This is a genomic window from Gammaproteobacteria bacterium (genome assembly GCA_013001575.1).
Classification (GTDB): domain Bacteria; phylum Pseudomonadota; class Gammaproteobacteria; order Steroidobacterales; family JABDMI01; genus JABDMI01.
This window is the reverse complement of sequence record JABDMI010000090.1, coordinates 1-19092: the sequence shown is the minus strand read 5'-3', so window position 1 is coordinate 19092 and position 19092 is coordinate 1. Positions and strand designations below refer to the sequence as shown.

At 46.3% G+C, this 19092-nt stretch carries 15 protein-coding genes; 6 read left to right on the top strand and 9 right to left on the bottom strand.

Annotated elements, in window-relative coordinates; translation table 11 throughout:
* Nucleotides 1-10 precede the first annotated feature (10 nt).
* From HKN88_07635 to pyrF, 3 genes are read left to right on the top strand one after another with little or no spacing between them, the layout of a single operon-like run.
* Nucleotides 11-1114, top strand: coding sequence for a uroporphyrinogen decarboxylase (locus HKN88_07635; protein NNC97930.1), 1104 nt, complete (start codon nt 11-13; stop codon nt 1112-1114).
* On the top strand, nt 1114-2364 hold the full coding sequence (locus HKN88_07630; GenBank protein NNC97929.1) for a DUF445 domain-containing protein: 1251 nt from the start codon (nt 1114-1116) through the stop codon (nt 2362-2364). Before HKN88_07635 ends, HKN88_07630 begins: the two co-directional genes overlap by 1 nt.
* A 33-nt stretch (nt 2365-2397) precedes the next feature.
* The gene (gene pyrF, locus HKN88_07625) at nt 2398-3219 is read left to right on the top strand and encodes an orotidine-5'-phosphate decarboxylase (GenBank protein NNC97928.1); all 822 of its coding nucleotides are present in this window, start codon (nt 2398-2400) and stop codon (nt 3217-3219) included.
* Nucleotides 3220-3228: 9 nt separating this feature from the next.
* Here pyrF and creC read toward each other — a convergent pair whose 3' ends face one another.
* From creC to HKN88_07600, 5 genes are all read right to left on the bottom strand, one after another.
* Entirely contained in the window at nt 3229-4656 is a 1428-nt protein-coding gene (creC, locus tag HKN88_07620; protein NNC97927.1) for a two-component system sensor histidine kinase CreC, read from the bottom strand.
* Between the two features lie 16 nt (nt 4657-4672).
* Complete coding sequence (creB, locus tag HKN88_07615; GenBank protein ID NNC97926.1) at nt 4673-5353, bottom strand: two-component system response regulator CreB; 681 nt, start codon at nt 5351-5353, stop codon at nt 4673-4675.
* A 7-nt stretch (nt 5354-5360) separates the two neighbouring features.
* Entirely contained in the window at nt 5361-5981 is a 621-nt protein-coding gene (locus HKN88_07610) for a class GN sortase (protein ID NNC97925.1), read from the bottom strand.
* On the bottom strand, nt 5978-7963 hold the full coding sequence (locus tag HKN88_07605) for a marine proteobacterial sortase target protein (protein NNC97924.1): 1986 nt from the start codon (nt 7961-7963) through the stop codon (nt 5978-5980). Before HKN88_07605 ends, HKN88_07610 begins: the two co-directional genes overlap by 4 nt.
* A gap of 356 nt (nt 7964-8319) precedes the next feature.
* Nucleotides 8320-9990, bottom strand: a complete 1671-nt coding sequence (locus HKN88_07600) for an AMP-binding protein (protein NNC97923.1) — start codon at nt 9988-9990, stop codon at nt 8320-8322.
* A gap of 165 nt (nt 9991-10155) precedes the next feature.
* Between HKN88_07600 and HKN88_07595 the strand changes: the two genes are divergently transcribed.
* On the top strand, nt 10156-10611 hold the full coding sequence (locus HKN88_07595) for a YcgN family cysteine cluster protein (protein ID NNC97922.1): 456 nt from the start codon (nt 10156-10158) through the stop codon (nt 10609-10611).
* A gap of 49 nt (nt 10612-10660) precedes the next feature.
* On the opposite strand, the gene HKN88_07590 is transcribed toward HKN88_07595, so the two are convergent.
* The 3 genes from HKN88_07590 to HKN88_07580 are packed head-to-tail and all read right to left on the bottom strand — an operon-like array spanning nt 10661 to nt 14699.
* A complete protein-coding gene (locus HKN88_07590) occupies nt 10661-11959 on the bottom strand; it encodes a DUF2817 domain-containing protein (protein ID NNC97921.1) in 1299 nt (432 codons plus the stop codon).
* 33 nt (nt 11960-11992) lie between these two features.
* Nucleotides 11993-13291: an amidohydrolase family protein gene (locus HKN88_07585; GenBank protein NNC97920.1), complete on the bottom strand. Its 1299-nt coding sequence runs from the start codon at nt 13289-13291 to the stop codon at nt 11993-11995.
* 10 nt (nt 13292-13301) lie between these two features.
* Nucleotides 13302-14699: an amidohydrolase gene (locus HKN88_07580; GenBank protein NNC97919.1), complete on the bottom strand. Its 1398-nt coding sequence runs from the start codon at nt 14697-14699 to the stop codon at nt 13302-13304.
* A gap of 204 nt (nt 14700-14903) precedes the next feature.
* Between HKN88_07580 and purT the strand changes: the two genes are divergently transcribed.
* Both purT and HKN88_07570 read left to right on the top strand, forming a co-directional pair.
* On the top strand, nt 14904-16109 hold the full coding sequence (purT, locus tag HKN88_07575; protein ID NNC97918.1) for a formate-dependent phosphoribosylglycinamide formyltransferase: 1206 nt from the start codon (nt 14904-14906) through the stop codon (nt 16107-16109).
* Between the two features lie 167 nt (nt 16110-16276).
* Nucleotides 16277-18868, top strand: a complete 2592-nt coding sequence (locus HKN88_07570) for a phosphoenolpyruvate carboxylase (GenBank protein ID NNC97917.1) — start codon at nt 16277-16279, stop codon at nt 18866-18868.
* A 21-nt stretch (nt 18869-18889) separates the two neighbouring features.
* Here the strand turns inward: HKN88_07570 and HKN88_07565 are convergent.
* Nucleotides 18890-19092 (bottom strand): glyoxalase/bleomycin resistance/dioxygenase family protein (locus tag HKN88_07565; GenBank protein NNC97916.1); only part of this gene is annotated, 203 nt, incomplete at its 5' end.

The window sequence follows — 19092 nt, the reverse complement described above, 5'->3', positions numbered from 1 at the left end:
AAAACTATTCATGCAGTCTTCACCTCTGAAAAATGATCGTTTGATCCGGGCCTTGCTAAAACAAGCTGTTGATAAAACTCCTGTCTGGATCATGCGACAAGCTGGTCGCTATTTGCCCGAGTACCGTAAGTTGCGGGCAGAGGCTGGCGATTTTATGTCAGTGTGTACAAATCCCGAGCTGGCTTGTGAAGTTACTTTACAACCATTAAGACGTTTCGATCTTGATGCGGCAATCTTGTTCTCGGATATTTTGACTATCCCGGATGCCATGGGACTGGGCTTGTATTTTGTGACCGGAGAAGGGCCACGTTTCAAAACACCTGTGCGTGATCTAGCTTCAATTAAGAAGCTGAATGTTCCCGATATGGGTTCAGATTTGGCCTATGTGCCAAATGCGGTCAGCACCATTAGAAAAGCACTGGATGGAAGTGTGCCATTGATTGGCTTTAGTGGCAGTCCATGGACATTGGCCTGCTATATGGTGGAAGGCGGACCCAGTAAAAATTTTTCACGGGTCAAGGGGCTGCGTTATCAAGACCCGCTCGCCATGCATGCCTTGCTTGATGTGTTGGCAGATGCCTGTATTGATTATTTAAATGCCCAGATTGAGGCCGGCGCACAAGTTTTACAAATATTTGACTCTTGGGGCGGGGTATTGAGTCCCGCAGATTACCAAGAATTCTCTTTGTATTACATGCATAAGATCATCGCGGGTTTGCACAAGGAATATGCCGGACAAAAAATCCCGCTTATTTTGTTCACAAAAAACGGCGGACATTGGCTGGATACGATGATTGATGTTGACCCGGTTTCACGACCGGATGCTGTCGGACTGGATTGGACTTACTCAATTGCGCAGGCCAAAAAGTCACTTGCCGGGCAGGTGGCAATCCAGGGTAATCTGGATCCATGCGCTTTATATGGCAGTCCAGAGAACTTACAAACCGCTGCCAAAAAAGTCTTGGACGATTTTTATTCTGTTGATGAATCGGCGACCGGGCATGTGTTTAATTTAGGGCATGGCATACACCCGGGCATTGATCCGGAACAAGTAAAACTGCTAGTGGATACTGTGCATGCTTACAGCAGTGAGTTACATAAAAAAACCAGATAATGAATCCAGGCTTTAACGAGGAGCAACAAGCCCAGCGCTTACGGCGCATGAAATTTGTGGCTACCGGTTTGTTACTCCTGATGGCTGTAATATTTGTATTAACCCATTATTATAGAGCCGAGTGGCCATGGTTGAGTTATGTCAGGGCCTTTTCCGAGGCGGCCATGATCGGCGCCATTGCCGACTGGTTTGCAGTCACTGCCTTATTCAAGCATCCGCTCGGAATTCCTATACCTCATACCGCAATTATTCCTAAAAGAAAGAATGAGATTGGTGCATCGCTAGCCGATTTTGTAAAACAGAATTTTCTGGTTGCCGAAGTGCTGGAGCCTCGTATGCTGCAAGTGCATTTTTCCAGACGTATTGGAAACTGGATGCAGCAAGGGCAAAATGCCAATCGTATAACCCAGGACTCAAAAGTTTTTATGCACTGGATCTTTGAGGCGCTTGATAATGAGGCGATTCGCGATTTTGCCCGCGAACATTTACGCCAGAGCATACAAGATATCAAAGCTGCACCGATTTTGGCCAGGGTTCTTGAATTGTTAACCATCCATAATCGCCATCAGAACATTATGGACTTGGCCTTACGCAGTGCATGGCAACATTTACAAGCCAATAAACACAAAATACGCAACAAGATCGATAATCAAAGTCCATGGTGGTTACCATCATTCGTGGATCGCGAGATCTACGACAAGCTCACCATCGAGATCGAACAAACGATCCTCAAGATCGGTAGTGATGATACGCACGAGGCTCGCAACAAATTCACGGAAGGCATGCAGGAGTTTATCGAACGTCTCAAAGAAGATCCGGATCTGATCGCACGCGGCGAGGAGATCAAGAACGAATTACTTGAGCACCCAGCCGTGCAGGGTTATATGACTGATATGTGGTCATCGGTAAGTCAATATCTGTTATCCGAGGTGGATAATGAAAATTCCGAATTACGCATAAAAATAGAATCCGGAGTCCAGGCATTTGGGGTGGCTTTGCTGGAAAACCCGACGCTAAGTACGCAATTGGATGAATGGCTACAAAACGCCGGCATGCATTTGCTTAAACAATACCGCGACGAGATAAGCGAAGTTATTACCGAAACCATTCAATCCTGGGACCCGCAAGTGACCAGCCAGCGGGTCGAACTGCAAGTCGGTCGGGATCTGCAATTTATACGAATTAATGGAACCCTGGTTGGAGGCTTGGTCGGTCTGCTACTATATACCGCGACGACCCACCTGATGTGAGCACTGCAGCAACATTAAAGAAAGAAGAATACTATGAGCTTTATTCAAAAACTAGAGATACGTTGGCATGAACACAAGACCCTGGTGTGTGTTGGTCTGGACCCCGATCCGGTACGCTTTCCGGAAATTATCGGAGATGGTCCCGATGCCATTTTTGCGTTTAGTCGGGCAATTGTCGATGCCACGGCGGACCTGGTTTGTGCCTACAAGCCACAGATAGCACATTTCGCATCGCTTTCTGCCGAAGATCAACTTAAAGATATCATCGATTATATTCACAGCGAGTATCCGGACGTGCCGGTCATCCTGGATGCCAAGCGCGGTGATATCGGATCAACCGCCGAACGCTATGCACGTGAGGCCTTTGAACGCTATCAGGCGGATGCCGTGACTGTGAATCCGTATTTGGGCATCGATGGCGTAAAACCCTTTACCGATTATGCCGATAAAGGGGTTATTCTCTTATGTCGGACTTCTAACCCAAGTGCACGGGAATTCCAGGATCTGGATGTAGGAGGTATTCCTTTATACGAACAAGTCGCCACTACGATTGCCAACAACTGGAACCAGAATAACAATTGCGCTTTGGTGGTTGGTGCTACCTGGCCCGAACAATTGGGCAAGATTCGCAAGATCATCGGCGACATGCCAATCTTGGTGCCCGGGATCGGTGCTCAAGGCGGTGATCTCGAAGGTACTCTACGGCATGGATTGAACAGCCAACAAGCCGGGCTGATCATCAGTTCTTCACGCGGAGTGCTTTATGCAAGCAAGGAAACCGATTTTGCCCAGGCAGCACGTATCGTGGTGAGTGAAATGAATTCTGTGATTCAACAGACAATCGATGATCTGTAAGCTGGCAAATTAATGGCAGGGTAAAGTAAAGGTTGCAACAACCCCTTTACCGGAATTTTTTAAATCAATGGATCCGCCATGCAGGGAGGCGACTTCCTTGACAAAACTGAGGCCCAGACCGGTACTTTTTTTCCCATCTTTTCTTGGTAAAGAATAAAAACGTTCAAACAATCGTGGTTTTGCGTAGTCGGGAATAGTTTCACCAATATTTTCTATTTGTACACTTAATAAATCTTTGTTGATCGTCATTCTGAGTTGAATACAGGTTTCTGAACTGGCAAAATCGATGGCATTATCCAAAAGATTACTGAGAGCCTGTTGTAAAAGAAAGCGTTCACCATGGACCGCTACGTTCTTACTGAGCGGTGAAAAATTGATATTCAGATCTTTAGCCTGAAGTAATGAAGTTTTTGATTCAATCTCCGTAGCTATCAGTTGTTGTAGGTTGATGGGCTCTACGCTTTCCAAAAATTGGCGTTTTTCAACCGAAGCAAGCTTCAACAGTCGATCAATAAATTGACGCAGGCGATCGGTTTCGTGTTGTATGTTGCCCAAAAAACGTTGTTGCTGGATACTGTCCATGTTTTCTTCTTGCAACAGCTCTGAAGCTCCCTGAATTGTCGCAAGCGGGCTTTTCATTTCATGGGTAAGCGTATGGATGTAATTTTCTACATAAGACTTACCTTCAAGTTCTTCTCGCATGGCTTCTACCGCTGTGGCGAGCGTGTCCAGGCCTTTTTCACGCAACACCGGAGCTTTTACTCTCTCACCTTTACGTACGGCTTCAACATACTGAATCAACTTGCGAATCGAGCGGGTCAGAATAAATGCCGTGACCAGTCCTAGGATTAATCCCAAGACAAGCAAAATCACGCCTTGTCGCCAGATCTTGTTTTTATTCAACTCAATAACTGGTTGAAAACTGACATTGGGTTTTCCAACCGTTAACACCCCATGAATTTCCGACCCCCATTTGATCGGTGCGGCAACGTACATTACGGTACTGAGTGGGTCGTCAATGTCAGAACGTGAGGTTCTTGCGCCATATTCTCCGCGTAAGGTGCGAGCTACGTCTCGCCAGTTACTGTAATCTTTGCCGAGTTCTTCGGGATTGGTGTGGAAAACCACTTTCCCGGCGTTGTCTGTGATATAGACCTGGAAGTCGGGACTTTTTTTATCGTGCAAATATATTTCGGCATTCAGTTCACGCGCCCTGTAACGCTGCAGGGCATTGGAAAAAGCCACCGTGGTCAGGGCACCATTATCCAGATCACGTGCAACAACTTCGGCGAGTAAGTTGGCAGTATCCACCAATGCATGTTCCGCCGACTGGCTCATGCTCGGTTGTAACTCATCTACCACGCTATTGAGTAGCCAATATGCACCAATAGCCACCAATAAAAAGTAGGCCAGAAAGATTCGTACACTGAGTTTCATTATTGTCGAAGTGTGTTTATTCGAGAGTGCAGCTATAGCCCAGACCGCGGTGGGTCTTGATCGGATTCAAATTCTCATCCACATCGCGAAGCTTGGCACGTAAGGTTTTAATGTGGGTATCAACCGAGCGCTCAAAGCTGCCCGTGGGTTCTGTCCAGACCTTGTCCATCAATTGCGCCCGACTGAAGACTCGCTCTGGTTGTGAGAGCAGGGTTTTCAATAACAGATATTCGTACCGGGTCAATTCCAGTAATTTATTTTGATAACTGATCCGGGCTTTCTCTTCTTCAACTAAAAAGCCTTTTTCCATTGCGTCTTGGCCGGAATTTTGAGCTGTAGAAGTGCGACGCAAAATCACTTTAACCCGGGCAACCACCTCACGCGGGCTGAATGGTTTTGTCACATAATCGTCGCCGCCAATCTCCAAACCCACAATGCGATCAACTTCTTCGGTGCGTGCCGTGAGAAAAATGATTGGCACTTGTGAGGTTTTGCGAATGCGTTTGCATAATTCAAAGCCATTGGTATCCGGCAAACCCACATCCAGGATGACCAGGTCAGGCGCCCAATCAGTTAATTTGGAATACCCGTCTTCAGCAAGCCGTTCCCAGTGAACATTGAATTGCTCGGTTTTAAGCGCATACACCAGATTATCGGCAATACCGGGTTCGTCTTCAATGATAAGTATTTTTTGCATGGCATTATTATAGCCTCGACTGCCAATCAGGATGTTTAAAATCGGCATTCGCCTGCTCCAGTTCTGAATGTGTTGGAATTGCAATGATTTCGTAGCGAAGGGGCCCATTGGGGTTTACGGCATCAAATGGATAACAGGTGATCAATCGCAGGACTTCTTGAGTTGAGTCCAGTTCCAGGCTTTGCTTGTTGGAATCCACAATACGTGCAGTGGTAACTCTGTAAGTGTACTCATGTCTGTGTGTATCCTGGACCTTGATCTCTTCACCCAAAACCAGATTTTTCAATTCTGAAAAATGTGTGTCACGATGAGCCGCAATTACGATCTCTTTTCCTTCACCGGGCATGGCGCTGGCATTCATGTGGGCAGGACCAAATGCCAGTGACTGCCCGTGCATGCCGTGTAGCACAAACTGTTTTTTACCACTGGCGAATTCCAGCCTGAGTACTGGCCATGTATCTGCCCATGACCAGGGCTTTTTTAGTTGTTGATTATTCAGACTCTGTTGCCAGGCCTCGGCAATCAGGTATTGTGCGATGCGCGCTTTGGCCTGAATTTTTATGATCTGTACGGTGCAAAACATACTCACCAGTAACAAACCGATAATCGCAATATTACTTAGGTTCATCGCTTTATCCAACTAACTACATAAATATGTCTATAGCGCACTATGACAGCAAAGGACAAACTTAGTAAGACGAACAAATACCATAAATTCAAACCACTGGCAGTGCCCGGATAACGATGACCCTTGGGTTGTAAATTTGCCAGTTTTTCAGATGCCAACTTTTGATCTTGCTTGCGTACGGTGCTTTCATCCACGGCCACAAAGCTTGTGAATTTACTTAGCAAATGATGTCCTAAGGCCACATCAATAATTTGTGGCTTTATACTTTCTTCGCTCTGGCCTCGCACCATTTCGTCCATGAGTGATTCAATTTTTTTACGCGCCCAGAGACTGGATACACCGGGATGCTGTTTACTGGAGTCGAGAGTTAATGTGCTGACCCAGATGCTGTTATTGAGGCCTTTGACCGTCACCCAGCTTGGCCGATGATTAAATTTGACCGGTACGATCAGTGCTTCACCGGCATAAAGATCCGGTATTTGTTGAGGCCATTGTTCAATATCAATTCCAGTCGGAAATTCCAGTTCAATATTTTGCAGTAAAGGTGAACCAATTTTGGCGAAGAGTTCCGACATTTGTGGTTGTACGTCATGTAATGAACCAATGTATGTAAAGCTGCCCCGGCCAAAATCAGCGGCTTTACGCATAAAATACGAATTTGGTGCGGACCCGATTCCGACAGTGAATAGGCGCGAGTTACCCAGCTTCTCGTGTAATAGGGTTAATAACTGTTGTTCATTACTGACGGCGCCATCGGTAATAAACACAATTTGTTTTAAAAAATTTCCATCAGCTTTCATTTCCAAGGCAGAGCGTAAGGCCCTTGCCATTTCCGTTCCGCCGCCCGCACTCAACTTGCGAACAAAGTTTTTTGCAAGCCGTATATTATCTTGACTTGCTTCTTTTGGCTGTGTAAATAGATTCGTATAGCTGGAGTCAAAATCAATAATATTGAAACGCTCATGAGGAGCGATATTATCGAGTGCAAATATTAAACTTTGTTTGGCTTGCTGCATGGAGGCACCGCCCATTGAGCCGGAACTGTCGATTATAAAAATAACTTCTCGCGGAAGTGATTGTGTCTTTTGTCCGGGTTCAGGCGGACTCAGGACCAGTAAACCATATTCTTCACCTTCAATAGTTTCAGTAAAGAACTGGGCACGATTCTCTGTGTTTTCATTCAGTGTCCAGCGCAGCACAAAGTCCTGGTCCATTGACACGCTGTGTTTGGTGAAAGACAGGTGTCGCACCCGGTCAACTGTTTCCTGATCGATTTTTTGATACAGGCTTCGGACTTCATCATCAAAATTCATTTCATGCATTTCAACTTGTATATTTATAGGATTTATCACTCTTTCACCAGCTTGTTTAACTTGTGGCGGGAAAATAGCCTGCTCCAAATTTTTTATTTCATGGTTTGCAGTTGAATCAGGCTCAACAGTGTTTTCCGTTGCTCTATTATCATTTTTCAATCTTTGCTCAATGGGTTGGTAGCGGGGAGTCAGGGTTGTGGGCAGGCGATATTCATAGTGCTTAACCTGGCTGGTTTCATCAGATTGCAAAATGAGTGTCTGGTTGAAGCGCAAAATGACCGTTACAGTTTCTCCTGCTGGAATGTTTGCCACTGAGGTTGTGAACAGGTTAGGCCTGGATTGCTCAAGCAATGCGGCACGTTTTCCCTGGCGCTTGGCTTGCACATAAATGCGCTTGGCATGTTTTTTTTCCATGATCTTGCCAACAATACTGCGCTCGCCGATGTGTATTTCCATGGCCTTCACAGCGGAATTCTCTGCTAGAGGAAATACATAGATGCTTTCGGCAAAATCCAGACCAGTATTATTAAAGCTCTGGCTAATTTCTGTAGTAGCGATGGGCCCACTAATACTGACCTTAGCTTGTGTGCTATGCAGGGTAGCCACTTGATAGCTGTCCTGCTTGTTATTGCGCATCAACAATGTGCCGGTCCCCACGCCGTTAAGCATTGCATGATTGTTTTTGGTTTTGACAGTTTGATCTGAATGATCGGTTGCGTATACGGTCTGTGTAATTAAGCAAACCAGTAAAGTAGACAAGATTAAATAAAAATAAAAGTAGGATCTGAATTTTTTATTGGATAGTCGCATGACGTATTCCCTGTGGAGATAAGTTCAGGTTCTACTTTGCCTGCGCTATGTGTACGGCTTATGATTGCTGTTTGTCTATTTTGTGTTTATTGTGTGAACTGTGACAGAGTGTGGCTTCCAGGCAATTGAAATCAATGTGTATTGATAATACTTGCTGGAAGAAGCCGGATCGTACATATCAATAAAAAAGCCGACATTGATGTCGGCTTTTAATGTTAACTTTGAGCTTCGTCGCGTAGGTGCCTTCGTAAGATCTTGCCAACATTGGATTTGGGCAATTCATCTCTGAATTCCACATGTTTGGGCACTTTATACGCTGTCATGTTTTCGCGGCAAAACTCAATGACTTCTTTTTCTGTCAATGCAGGATTGTCGCTAACGACAAACAATTTGACCACTTCGCCCGAACGTGGATGCGGCACACCTACGGCAGCTGCTTCGACAATATTTGGGTGGGTTACTGCAACTCCTTCCACTTCATTCGGATAAACATTAAAGCCTGAAGTCAGGATCATATCTTTTTTTCGATCCGAGATATAAAAATATCCCTTGTCATCACAATGCCCTATGTCACCGGTACGTAACCAGCCTTCCGGGAAAAATGTTTCCGCTGTTGCATCGGGTCGGTTCCAGTAACCTTTCATGACTTGTGGGCCTTTGATGCAGATCTCGCCGGTCTCGCCTATGGGCAGTTCTTCTCCGGCTTCATTACGAATACTGAACTCGGTGGAGGAGATTGGCAGACCAATCGAGCCATTAAAGCCCAGATTATTCATCGGGTTCATACTGGCTGCCGGTGAGGTTTCGGTTAAGCCATAGGCTTCCAGAAGCGCGACCCCGGTTGTGTTTTGCCAGTCTTCCGCGACGGCTTTTTGTACGGCCATACCTCCACCAAGAGTCAAGCGTAAGGCACTGAAATCAATATCTCTAAACCCGGGGGTGTGCAATAGCGCGTTGAACAAGGTATTCACTCCGGTGATTGCGGTAAAGCGAGTGTTCGCCAGGGTTTTAACAAATCCGTCAAAATCACGAGGATTAGTGATTAATATGTTTTCCGCGCCCAGCTTCATGAACACCAGACAGTTCGCCGTGAGCGAAAAGATGTGATACAAAGGCAAGGCAGTGATAATTGCCTCGTCACCCTCTTTGGTTTTGGTGCTGATCCAGGCCGAGGCTTGTTGCAAGTTAGCCACCATATTGCCATGCGTGAGTTGTGCCCCTTTTGAAACCCCGGTTGTGCCGCCGGTGTATTGCAAAAATGCAGTATCCTCAAGACTGAGTGCGACCTCATCCATTTCTTGCCATTTTCCTTCAGTCATGGCTTTTTTGTATGTGGTTGACCCAGGCAGACTCCAGGTGGGCACCATTTTTTTGATGTACTTAACCGCAAAACTCATCAATTTACCCTTTAGCCCGGGTAAAGCATCACCAATCTGGGTGGTAATTACTTTTGATACGTCGGCATTGGCAATCACCTCTTGTAATACATGGGCAAAATTTTCCAGGATCAGGATGGTCTTGGCACCTGAGTCTTTCAATTGGTGTTCCAATTCTCGTGGCGTATAAAGTGGATTGACATTGACGACTACACCACCAGCGCGTAATACGCCGAAACAGGCAATTGGATATTGCAACAAATTTGGCATCATGAGGGCGACGCGGTCACCTTTTTTCAAGCCAACAACTTTCTGCAAAAAGGCCGCAAAGTGCCGGCTTTGCTCTTCCAGCTCGCCATAGGTAATAGATTTGCCAAAGTTGGTAAATGCTTTGTTAGCATGAAATTTGGCACAACTTTTTTCGATAATGTCTTTTAATGAACTGAATTCGTTAAGGTCTACCTCGTGTGGTATTCCTTCGGGGTATTGTTCAAGCCAGATCTTTTCCACAAATTGCTCCTTAATAAGGCCAGCTAATTGATTTTTATTAACAATAGTGGCATGGTTTGCCTATCACGCTCAATTTATGACGTACAGTATTATTACCAGGCGCGAAAAATCATCTGGGTACTATATATCAAAGGGGCATAAATTTGGAAAAAACCCTAATAAAATATGCCAAACAAGCAAAAAGCATTTTGGAAAAATAAGAACTTGCATGAATTCTCTTCCACCGAGTGGGAGTCTTTATGCGATGGTTGTGGACGCTGCTGTTTGCATAAATTACTGAACCTAGAATTAAATAAAACATTTTACACTTCAGTTGCATGCCGTTATTTAGATACCGAGCTGTGTCGCTGTACCCAATATTCAAAACGCCAAGAATTGGTGCCCGATTGTATTAAAGTTACCCCGCAAATGCTTGAGCAAGATGCCAGCTGGTTACCAAAAACCTGCGCTTACCGACGTCTAGCCGAGGGTCGCGATATTCCGCGCTGGCACCCGTTAAGAACCGGGCGCAAAGAAAGCGTGCATGAAGCCGGTATATCGGTGCGGGGTCGTTGCATTTCCGAAGCAGGTATTGCGGATGAGGATCTGGATGACTATGTGATCGATTGGATCAGACCCTGAACTTTACAAGCACATTAGCATCATCGGGCTTGATTCTATAAAATCAAATCTAATCGCCAGCTTTTTTATCAAAAACTTGTTCTTTGACAGAGCCATTGATCTCATGGCGAATGGCTTGTAATGAAGGGTCTTGTCCGGCATTTGCAGCAGCCACGACCTTATTGTCAATCCAGTCGAGAATATCTGTCCAAATGTGGTCAATATCCTTTTCACTTGGCATAATACCCGCATGTTTTAATTCGACGGTTAGCATGGACAGATTTTTATACACGCCAACATAGCGACCCATAGAGCCCGGATAGGTGCCCAGTAACTTTAATTGCAATGGACCTACATTGGGTGGTGGCTCTATCGGACCATCAGCATCCACAATGCCGTAGGGTGCATGTATGGAAATGACCGCATGCGGCTTGAATTCATCAAATTGACTTACGATCCACTGAGTTTCGTTTTCGCTGCCCGACGCCGGCCCCGGATAGCGTCGTTTATCACTATAGCGTTTTTCTTTCCAGAATTTGTGCGCCAATTCGTCCCAGTCGGGAGTTGGAAAATTCCGGTTCAGATCAACGGCATTGGCGTTCATTCGAGTGGATTGGCCATCAGGTTGTAATAAACCGTCAGGATTAAGTACCGGAATTACACGCCAATGAAAGTCATTGGCGGATGCATTTTCACTATTTTCATTATTGGCAGCATAGGTCTTGGCAAGTTTATGCAGCCATTTAAAGGCAATACTTACGCCACTGAATTCATCACCATGAATTCCGCCTATTAACATAATACGGGTTTTCTCTCTTTTGCCAGCAGTGTAAAAATCACGGAAGGCCAATGGCCTGTTTTGGTTACTTACAGCTCCGCTGTGATTTAAATTTGCCGACATGCATTCTTGCAAATCTACAGATCCGAGTTTTGCATGAATGCTCATACAAAGTTCATCGAGTGCTTTTTGCCTGGCTTCAATCTCTGCACTTCGTAGAGCAGGCGTAACAATAGGCTTGGTATTTTGACTTGATGATCGAGAATTCGAGATCTGCGATGCTGGAGTTTGCTCCAAGGCGTTTTCTGTAGAATCATCCGGTTCAGAATTTGCATCAGTTAGATTACTTTTCGCATCAGGTTGCGTGGAATGGGTAGATATTTCTTCAGAAGAACCATCATTTTCACCAGTACCAATCGCCCGCTCGAGCATTGTTCTTGAAGTTGAAATATCTTCGTCGTTATTCTGGTAATTATAGGCTTGTATAAAAACCTGAGAAATTAAAAATAACATCACCGCGCTGAAAAGAATCAACGCGGTGATTTCAATAAAGCTAAGAGAATTGCCGTGACGGCTAGTATTATCTGACATGTAGTGTTTAAGGAAACTAATATAGTGCAGCCGTTATTGTGGCTTTACAAATGCACGCGGTAAATCACTTTTTTGTAAATATCGGTCTCGTAACAAGGTTGAACGACTTTGCATGGCGATATTCTGACCTTCTATAAACACGACATCCGCGTAGGTGGTAACTTCTAGTGGGTCACCATCCCACAAGACCAGACTGGCTTTATCACCGACGTTAAGTTCACCCAAGCCGTCCAGGCCATACGCATTGGCGACGTTTTTACTGATCGCGTCCAGTGCAGCCGTCATTGGTAAACCATTGGCCACCGCATTACCGGCTAATTGTTTTTGATTGCGCGAATTGTGAGAGTCGCCATCGCCGATCAGGATCGAGACACCGGCCTTGTGTAACAAGGCGGCATTGTCCAGACGTGAACCCAGAGATTCAAAACTGGACGGAAGGTTAGCCAGCGGATCAAGTATCACCGCTGCATCAGCAGCGGCGATCTCATCGGCCAGCATCCAGGCTTCTTGAGCGCCCGCCAGAATCAGACGCACACCAAAATCCTTGACCAGTTTCAGGGCCTGACGAATTTCACTGGCTCTACTAACGTTTACTATAAGTGGTATGTCAGCATTTAAAACCGCTTGCAGCGCTTGCATATCAAGTCGGCTGCCGGACAGTTCACGCATGGCGGCTTTGTCGTAGTCGGCCTGGTTATCAGCATACGCCTGGGCGTCGAGTAAGGCTTCACGTATATCCAGCATTGCCGAGGCACGCGAGCCGCCGGCCAGGGTCGCTGTCCAGCCAGTGACTGAGGCAAACATCGCGACGCGGGGTTTGATCACGGTTTCCGCGTCTTTGGCGCTGCCTAGATGAATGGCTGCAGCTTGACCGGCGAACACAGAATGACCATTACTCGGTGCAGCAATTGCGTGAGTGATTCCTTCAATCCGATTGGTCATGATCACGGTGGAATACGGATTGACCGCTGAAGTGACATCGAATCCAGCACCATGTTTTTTATTTTCAGTGCGCTTATCAACTGTGTTGGCTTCCAGGGAGATCTCTTCCAGTCCTAAATAGGAATAGGGATCGATCAAACCCGGGGTTACAATTTTTCCATCGGCCTCGATAATAGTTGCAGAACCCGGGATTCGGGCACCTTTGCCCATGGCTGTGATCTCGCCATCCTCAATAATCAAAGTCGCATTTTTCAATATGCCCTGATCGTTCTGGGTGTAAATAGTGGCGCCTTTGATGGCAATTAACTCGGCATTCAATGCTCCACTTAGAACAATTAAGAAACCGGCAAGAAAAACTCTAATTGGATTTTTAATCGAAATATTATTCATAATGTTCTCCTTACTCCGCGCCAAAATTCAAAACGCCTAAACTGAAATCAGTCACGGGTTGTTTTGATTCATCGAAGCGGTCGTAGATCAATGCTCCGTCCACAAAAACTTTTTCGGCGTGGGTGTACACACTAAAGGGCGAGTCGCTCCACAAAACTACGTCGGCCATTTTGCCTTCTTCCAGGGTACCGGTGTGTTCAAGAATCCCCAAGGCCTTGGCCGGGTTTTGGGTGATCCAGCTAATGGCAGTGGCTTCGTCATAGTCCAGCCCGACCCGTTGTCCGCTGGCCATGGCTTTGGCGGCTTCCTGATGCAAGCGCTGAATGCCTTTGCCTGAATCAGAATGCACAATGGCACAGGCGCCGGCGGCTTCCACCATCGGAATATTTTCACGCACCATGTCAAAGGCTTCCATTTTAAAGCCCCACCAATCGGCCCACATCGAAGCACAGGTATCGTTTGCAGCTAAGAGGTCACCAATTTTATAAGCTTCAATTGCATGGTGAAAAGAGGTAACCTTGTAATCAAACTCTTTGGCCAAGTCCAGCATGGTGGCCATCTCATCGGCGCGATAACAATGGTTATGCACCAGAATCTCGCCTTTGAGTACGCCCGCCAGGGTTTCCAGTTTCAAGTCACGCTTGGGTGGCTCGCTGCCTTCGGCTGCGGCTTCAGATTTTTTAAGATAATCGGCTGCATCGATCCAGGCTCTGCGGTAACCGGCCACATTTCCCATGCGTGTCTGTGGACCGCCTTTGTCGCCATACACGCGTTTGGGGTTTTCGCCGCAGGCCATTTTTAGACCGTGTGGTGCGCCCGGGAATTTCATCGCTTGATAGGTATGCGCGGGAACGTTTTTAACTGTGACCGAGCGACCACCAAACAGATTGGCGGAACCCGGCAAAATTTGCATACTGGTCACACCACCAGCCAATGCAGTGATGAAGCCGGGGTCCTGCGGCCACACGCTGTGTTCGGCCCAGACATCGGCAGTGACGGGGGCAACCGCCTCGTTGCCGTCTCTGTGTGAGCGTGTGCCGGGCGAGGGGTATACACCAAGATGCGAATGCGTGTCGATCACACCCGGGGTGACATATTTACCGGTGGCATCAATCTCGATGGCTCCTTTCACAGATTTAACTCGCTTGCCCACGGCTTCAATCTTGCCGTCTTTTAACAATATGTTGGCTTCATTGAGTTTTTCGCCATTGCCCAGCAGGATTGTGGCGTTCTGGATAAAGACGGGTGCCGATTCCAGAGCTTGATAAGTCGATGAAAAGGCTTCTTTTGCAGCTTCATCGTTTTCTTGTTTGCCACATGCCGTCATGAAAAGGCTGCAGGCGATCAGTGTAGCCAGACAGGGTTTGGCCAGAGAAAGAAGGGGTCGGGAATTGTTGATCGACTCCATGATGCACTCCTGTTTCAGAAAGTAAAAATTATAAACACGAATGCTAACATGGCTAGGCCTTGAAAACAGTAAGAAAACATTAACTTAATGAGCTTTTATGGTGAGGATCAAAGCATGGTAATAATTGCCACAGATTATACAAATAGCTCGCGCTCACGGAATTTACTATACTAGTGAAAACACGGATTTAATTGAGGGCAAAAAATGACCACTATTGGCACACCATTTACTGAAAATGCCACTCGCCTGCTATTACTTGGTTCGGGTGAGCTCGGGCGTGAGGTGGCATTGGAGGCTATGCGATACGGCGTAATGGTGATCGCCGTCGATCGTTACGCCAATGCACCGGCCATGCAGTTTGCACAACGCTCGTATGTGATTGACATGCTGGACGGTGACGCCTTACGCGAGATCATTGAAAAAGAAGAGCCAAATTTCATCGTGCCCGAGATCGAGGCGATTGCCACTGACACCTTGATTGAATTGGAAAAAGAAGGGCACAAAGTGATACCAACGGCCCGTGCTGCAAGGCTCACCATGGATAGAGAAGGTATTCGTAAACTGATCGCCGGAGAATTGCAATTACTCACTTCGCCCTATCGTTTTGCTGAAACTCAAGAGGAATACCTGGCTGCGATCGATGCGATCGGACTACCTTGTGTAATCAAGCCGGTAATGAGTTCGTCGGGGAAAGGGCAAAGCACCATTCGCGACAGTCGTGACATCGATTCCGCCTGGGAATATTCGCAAGCGGGGGGTCGAGCCGGTGGCGGACGCATTATTGTGGAAGGTTTTATCGATTTTGATTACGAGATCACCTTGCTCACAGTCAAACACAAAGACGGCATCAGTTTTTGTGCCCCGGTCGGACACCGTCAAGTAGACGGCGACTATCGGGAATCCTGGCAACCCCAGGCCATGAGTGAACATGCCCTGGAAGAAGCCCAGAAAATGGCGAGTATGGTGGTGAATAATCTCGCAGGCAGTGATGGAGCCGGGTTATTCGGGGTCGAGTTATTTATTAAAGTAAATGCAGATGGCGATGACATCGTTTACTTTAGCGAGTTGTCACCGCGACCCCACGATACCGGAATGGTTACTCTCATAACCCAGAATTTATCCGAGTTCGCCTTACATGCCCGAGCAATTTTGGGCTTACCGATTCCAGAGATAAAACTACTTGGTCACGGGGCTTCACACGTTATTCTGGTGGAAGGTGATTCCACCGACATCCAATACTGTGATCTTGATGACGCATTACAACTCAAAGACACCGAAGTCAGAATCTTCGGCAAACCGGAAGTGAAAGGTAAACGCAGGATGGGTGTTGGCTTGGCATTGGCTGAAAATATCGATGATGCAAGAGAGAAAGCGAAAAGGGTAGCGGAGAGCGTAAGAGTGAAAGTGTAATTAGATTAGCTGAGATAATCTTTTGTTAAATAACAAACTAATTATCAGTCGGGCCTTTTAGTTTCATTTGTAATAAATATCTCGTTTTCATTTGCGGCTATAATACACAGTCGAAATTTGCCACTTCTTTGGTAAATTCCTTATTCAACAAATGAACCAGAAAAATAATGTCTTCCAAGCCAAAACTTGAGCGTTTTGAAGAAAACGTGTTGTCCAAATACCAGATCTATAACGGGATCTTTACTTCATTGCCTTTTGACGAGGTCAGTAATACCGGCGCTTTGTTGCCCCTGTTTACGGAGTTCTGCCAGAAGGGTTATGCGGCAAAGAACAATCCCGAGAAGATCGTGGAACAATTCTTTGCCCAGTATCTGGATCAGTATTCCACTGACGAACAACTGAACTTGTTATTTCGATTTATCCAATACATCGAGCGCCAGGTCGTATTATTTGATGCGATCGAAGATGCCGCTTTCCCTGTGGTCAACAACATGGACGGTCGCGGCACGATCAGAAACATCCGTGAAGAAGCCAAAGATAAAAACCGTTTACCCGAGTTAAAAAAAGCCTTGCACGATTTTAGTGCGCGCATTGTATTAACCGCCCATCCCACCCAGTTCTATCCCGGTTCTGTACTCGGCATCATTAACGACCTCGCCGAAGCCATTCGCGAAGATGACATTATCACCATTAAAGAGCTTCTTGCTCAATTGGGTAAAACCCCGTTTTTCAAACAGGAAAAACCCACGCCACTCGATGAAGCCGTGAGCCTGATCTGGTATTTGGAAAATGTTTTTTATCACGCCGCCGGCACAATATTTTCCTATATAAGAAAAACAATTTTAAAAAACTACGATGAGAACACGGCCGATAAATACTTCCGTACCATCGCTCTCGGGTTTTGGCCAGGCGGTGATCGGGATGGCAATCCCTATGTCACCACCGAGATCACCTTAAAAACCGCTGAAAAACTTCGTATGTCGATATTGCGCAATTATTTACGTGATTTCAGACAACTCAAACGCCGTTTAACCTTTGCCGGACTGGAAACCTCGGTCAAAAAGGTGGAAGGCATGATCAACGACCTGGTTTTTAATGCCATGACTTCAACGGTAACGAAGGAAGACCTGCTCGGGGAATTATTGACGATCCGTGAAAAACTTGTGAGTAAGCATCAATCCTTGTTTTTAGATGAATTGGACGATTTGATTAATAAGGTGACCTTGTTTGGTTTTCATTTTGCCAGTCTGGACATCCGCCAGGATGCACGCAAGCATCAGGAAGTTATGGACACCATCGTCGAATATTGCCGCGCCAATAATCTAAACGTGTTCCCGGAAAACTATGCGGATTTATCCGATGCAGAACAAGTTGAAATTCTGGCCAGTGTAAAAGCCAATCTGAAATCGAAAGATTTTGATGGCATCACGCAGCGCACCCTGGGTTCGATCGAGGCCATGCAAAAAATTCAACAACGCAATGGCGAACTGGCGTGTAATCGTTACATCATCAGTAATTGTGGTTCGGTCAAAGACATTATGCATGTGTATGCCTTATTGCGATTGACGGGTTGGGAGCAGCCAAGTGTAGACATTATTCCATTATTTGAAACCGTGCCGGATCTAAAAGTCGCACATAACGTTATGCAAACGCTGTATACCCATCCGGTTTATTCCGTGCACATGGATCGTCGCAATAACAAACAAACCATTATGCTCGGGTTTTCCGACGGCACCAAAGACGGTGGCTACTTAATGGCGAACTGGGGAATTTATCAGGCCAAGGAAGCGCTTACCAAAGTTTCGCGAAATCACGCTATCGATGTGGCGTTTTTTGACGGGCGTGGTGGTCCACCGGCACGCGGTGGCGGTAACACCCACCAGTTCTATGCTTCGCAAGGTCCCACCATCGAAAGCAAAGAAGTGCAACTGACGATTCAGGGGCAAACCATCAGCTCAAACTTTGGCACTTTGGATTCCTGCCAATTTAACCTGGAACAGCTCTTGAGCTCTGGAATCAATAACGCTGTGTTCACTAAAGCGGATACCGAATTGTCGGATGCAGACCGTGCCACCATGAATAACTTGGCGGAAAGCAGTTATCAGGCTTATATAGACTTCAAGCAACACCCTAAATTCATCGCTTATCTGGAATACATGAGCACCCTGAAGTACTACGCCAAAACCAATATCGGAAGCCGGCCGTCCAAACGAGGCAATTCCAGCGAGTTGAATTTCTCGGACTTGCGTGCCATCCCGTTCGTTGGCAGTTGGAGCCAACTCAAGCAAAATGTGCCAGGATTTTTTGGTGTCGGTAATGCATTAAAAGAATACGAAGACCGTGATGACTTTGAACAGGTGCAATCTCTGTATCAAAACTCGGCTTTTTTCCGGGCGCTGATCTCGAACTCGATGATGAGTTTGTCCAAGTCCTTTTTCGGGCTTACGGCCTATATGCGGGATGATCCCGAGTATGGCAAGTTTTGGGAGCTAATTCATAACGAGTATCAGGAAACCAGGCGTTTGATTCTCAAACTTACTGGCTTTGATGATCTGATGGAAAATGAACCGGCTAACAAAGGCTCTATTCGGGCGCGTGAGCAAATTGTGTTGCCACTGTTAACCATTCAACAGTTTGCCTTAATGCGTATCCGCGAACTGGAACAAAGTGGAGCGGACGAGAAGGAGCTGGAGGTTTACCAGAAAATGGTGACTCGCAGTTTGTTCGGTAATATTAATGCGAGCCGGAACTCAGCTTAACAAAGAGTAATAATCGTTAATTTAACAACACCCCGATGCGACTGTTTCAAGCTTGGGTGCACAACAGGCAGTGTTAGATTCAACCACATCTTCTACGGACTGACCGTTATAGGTCGTTGCCTCACCCACGGTTAAAAATGTTTCCCAGGAAACACCATCCGGATCCAGAACCCAGGCTTTATCGGATTCGGCGTAACAACAGGTGGTTTTACCCTGATCAAAAA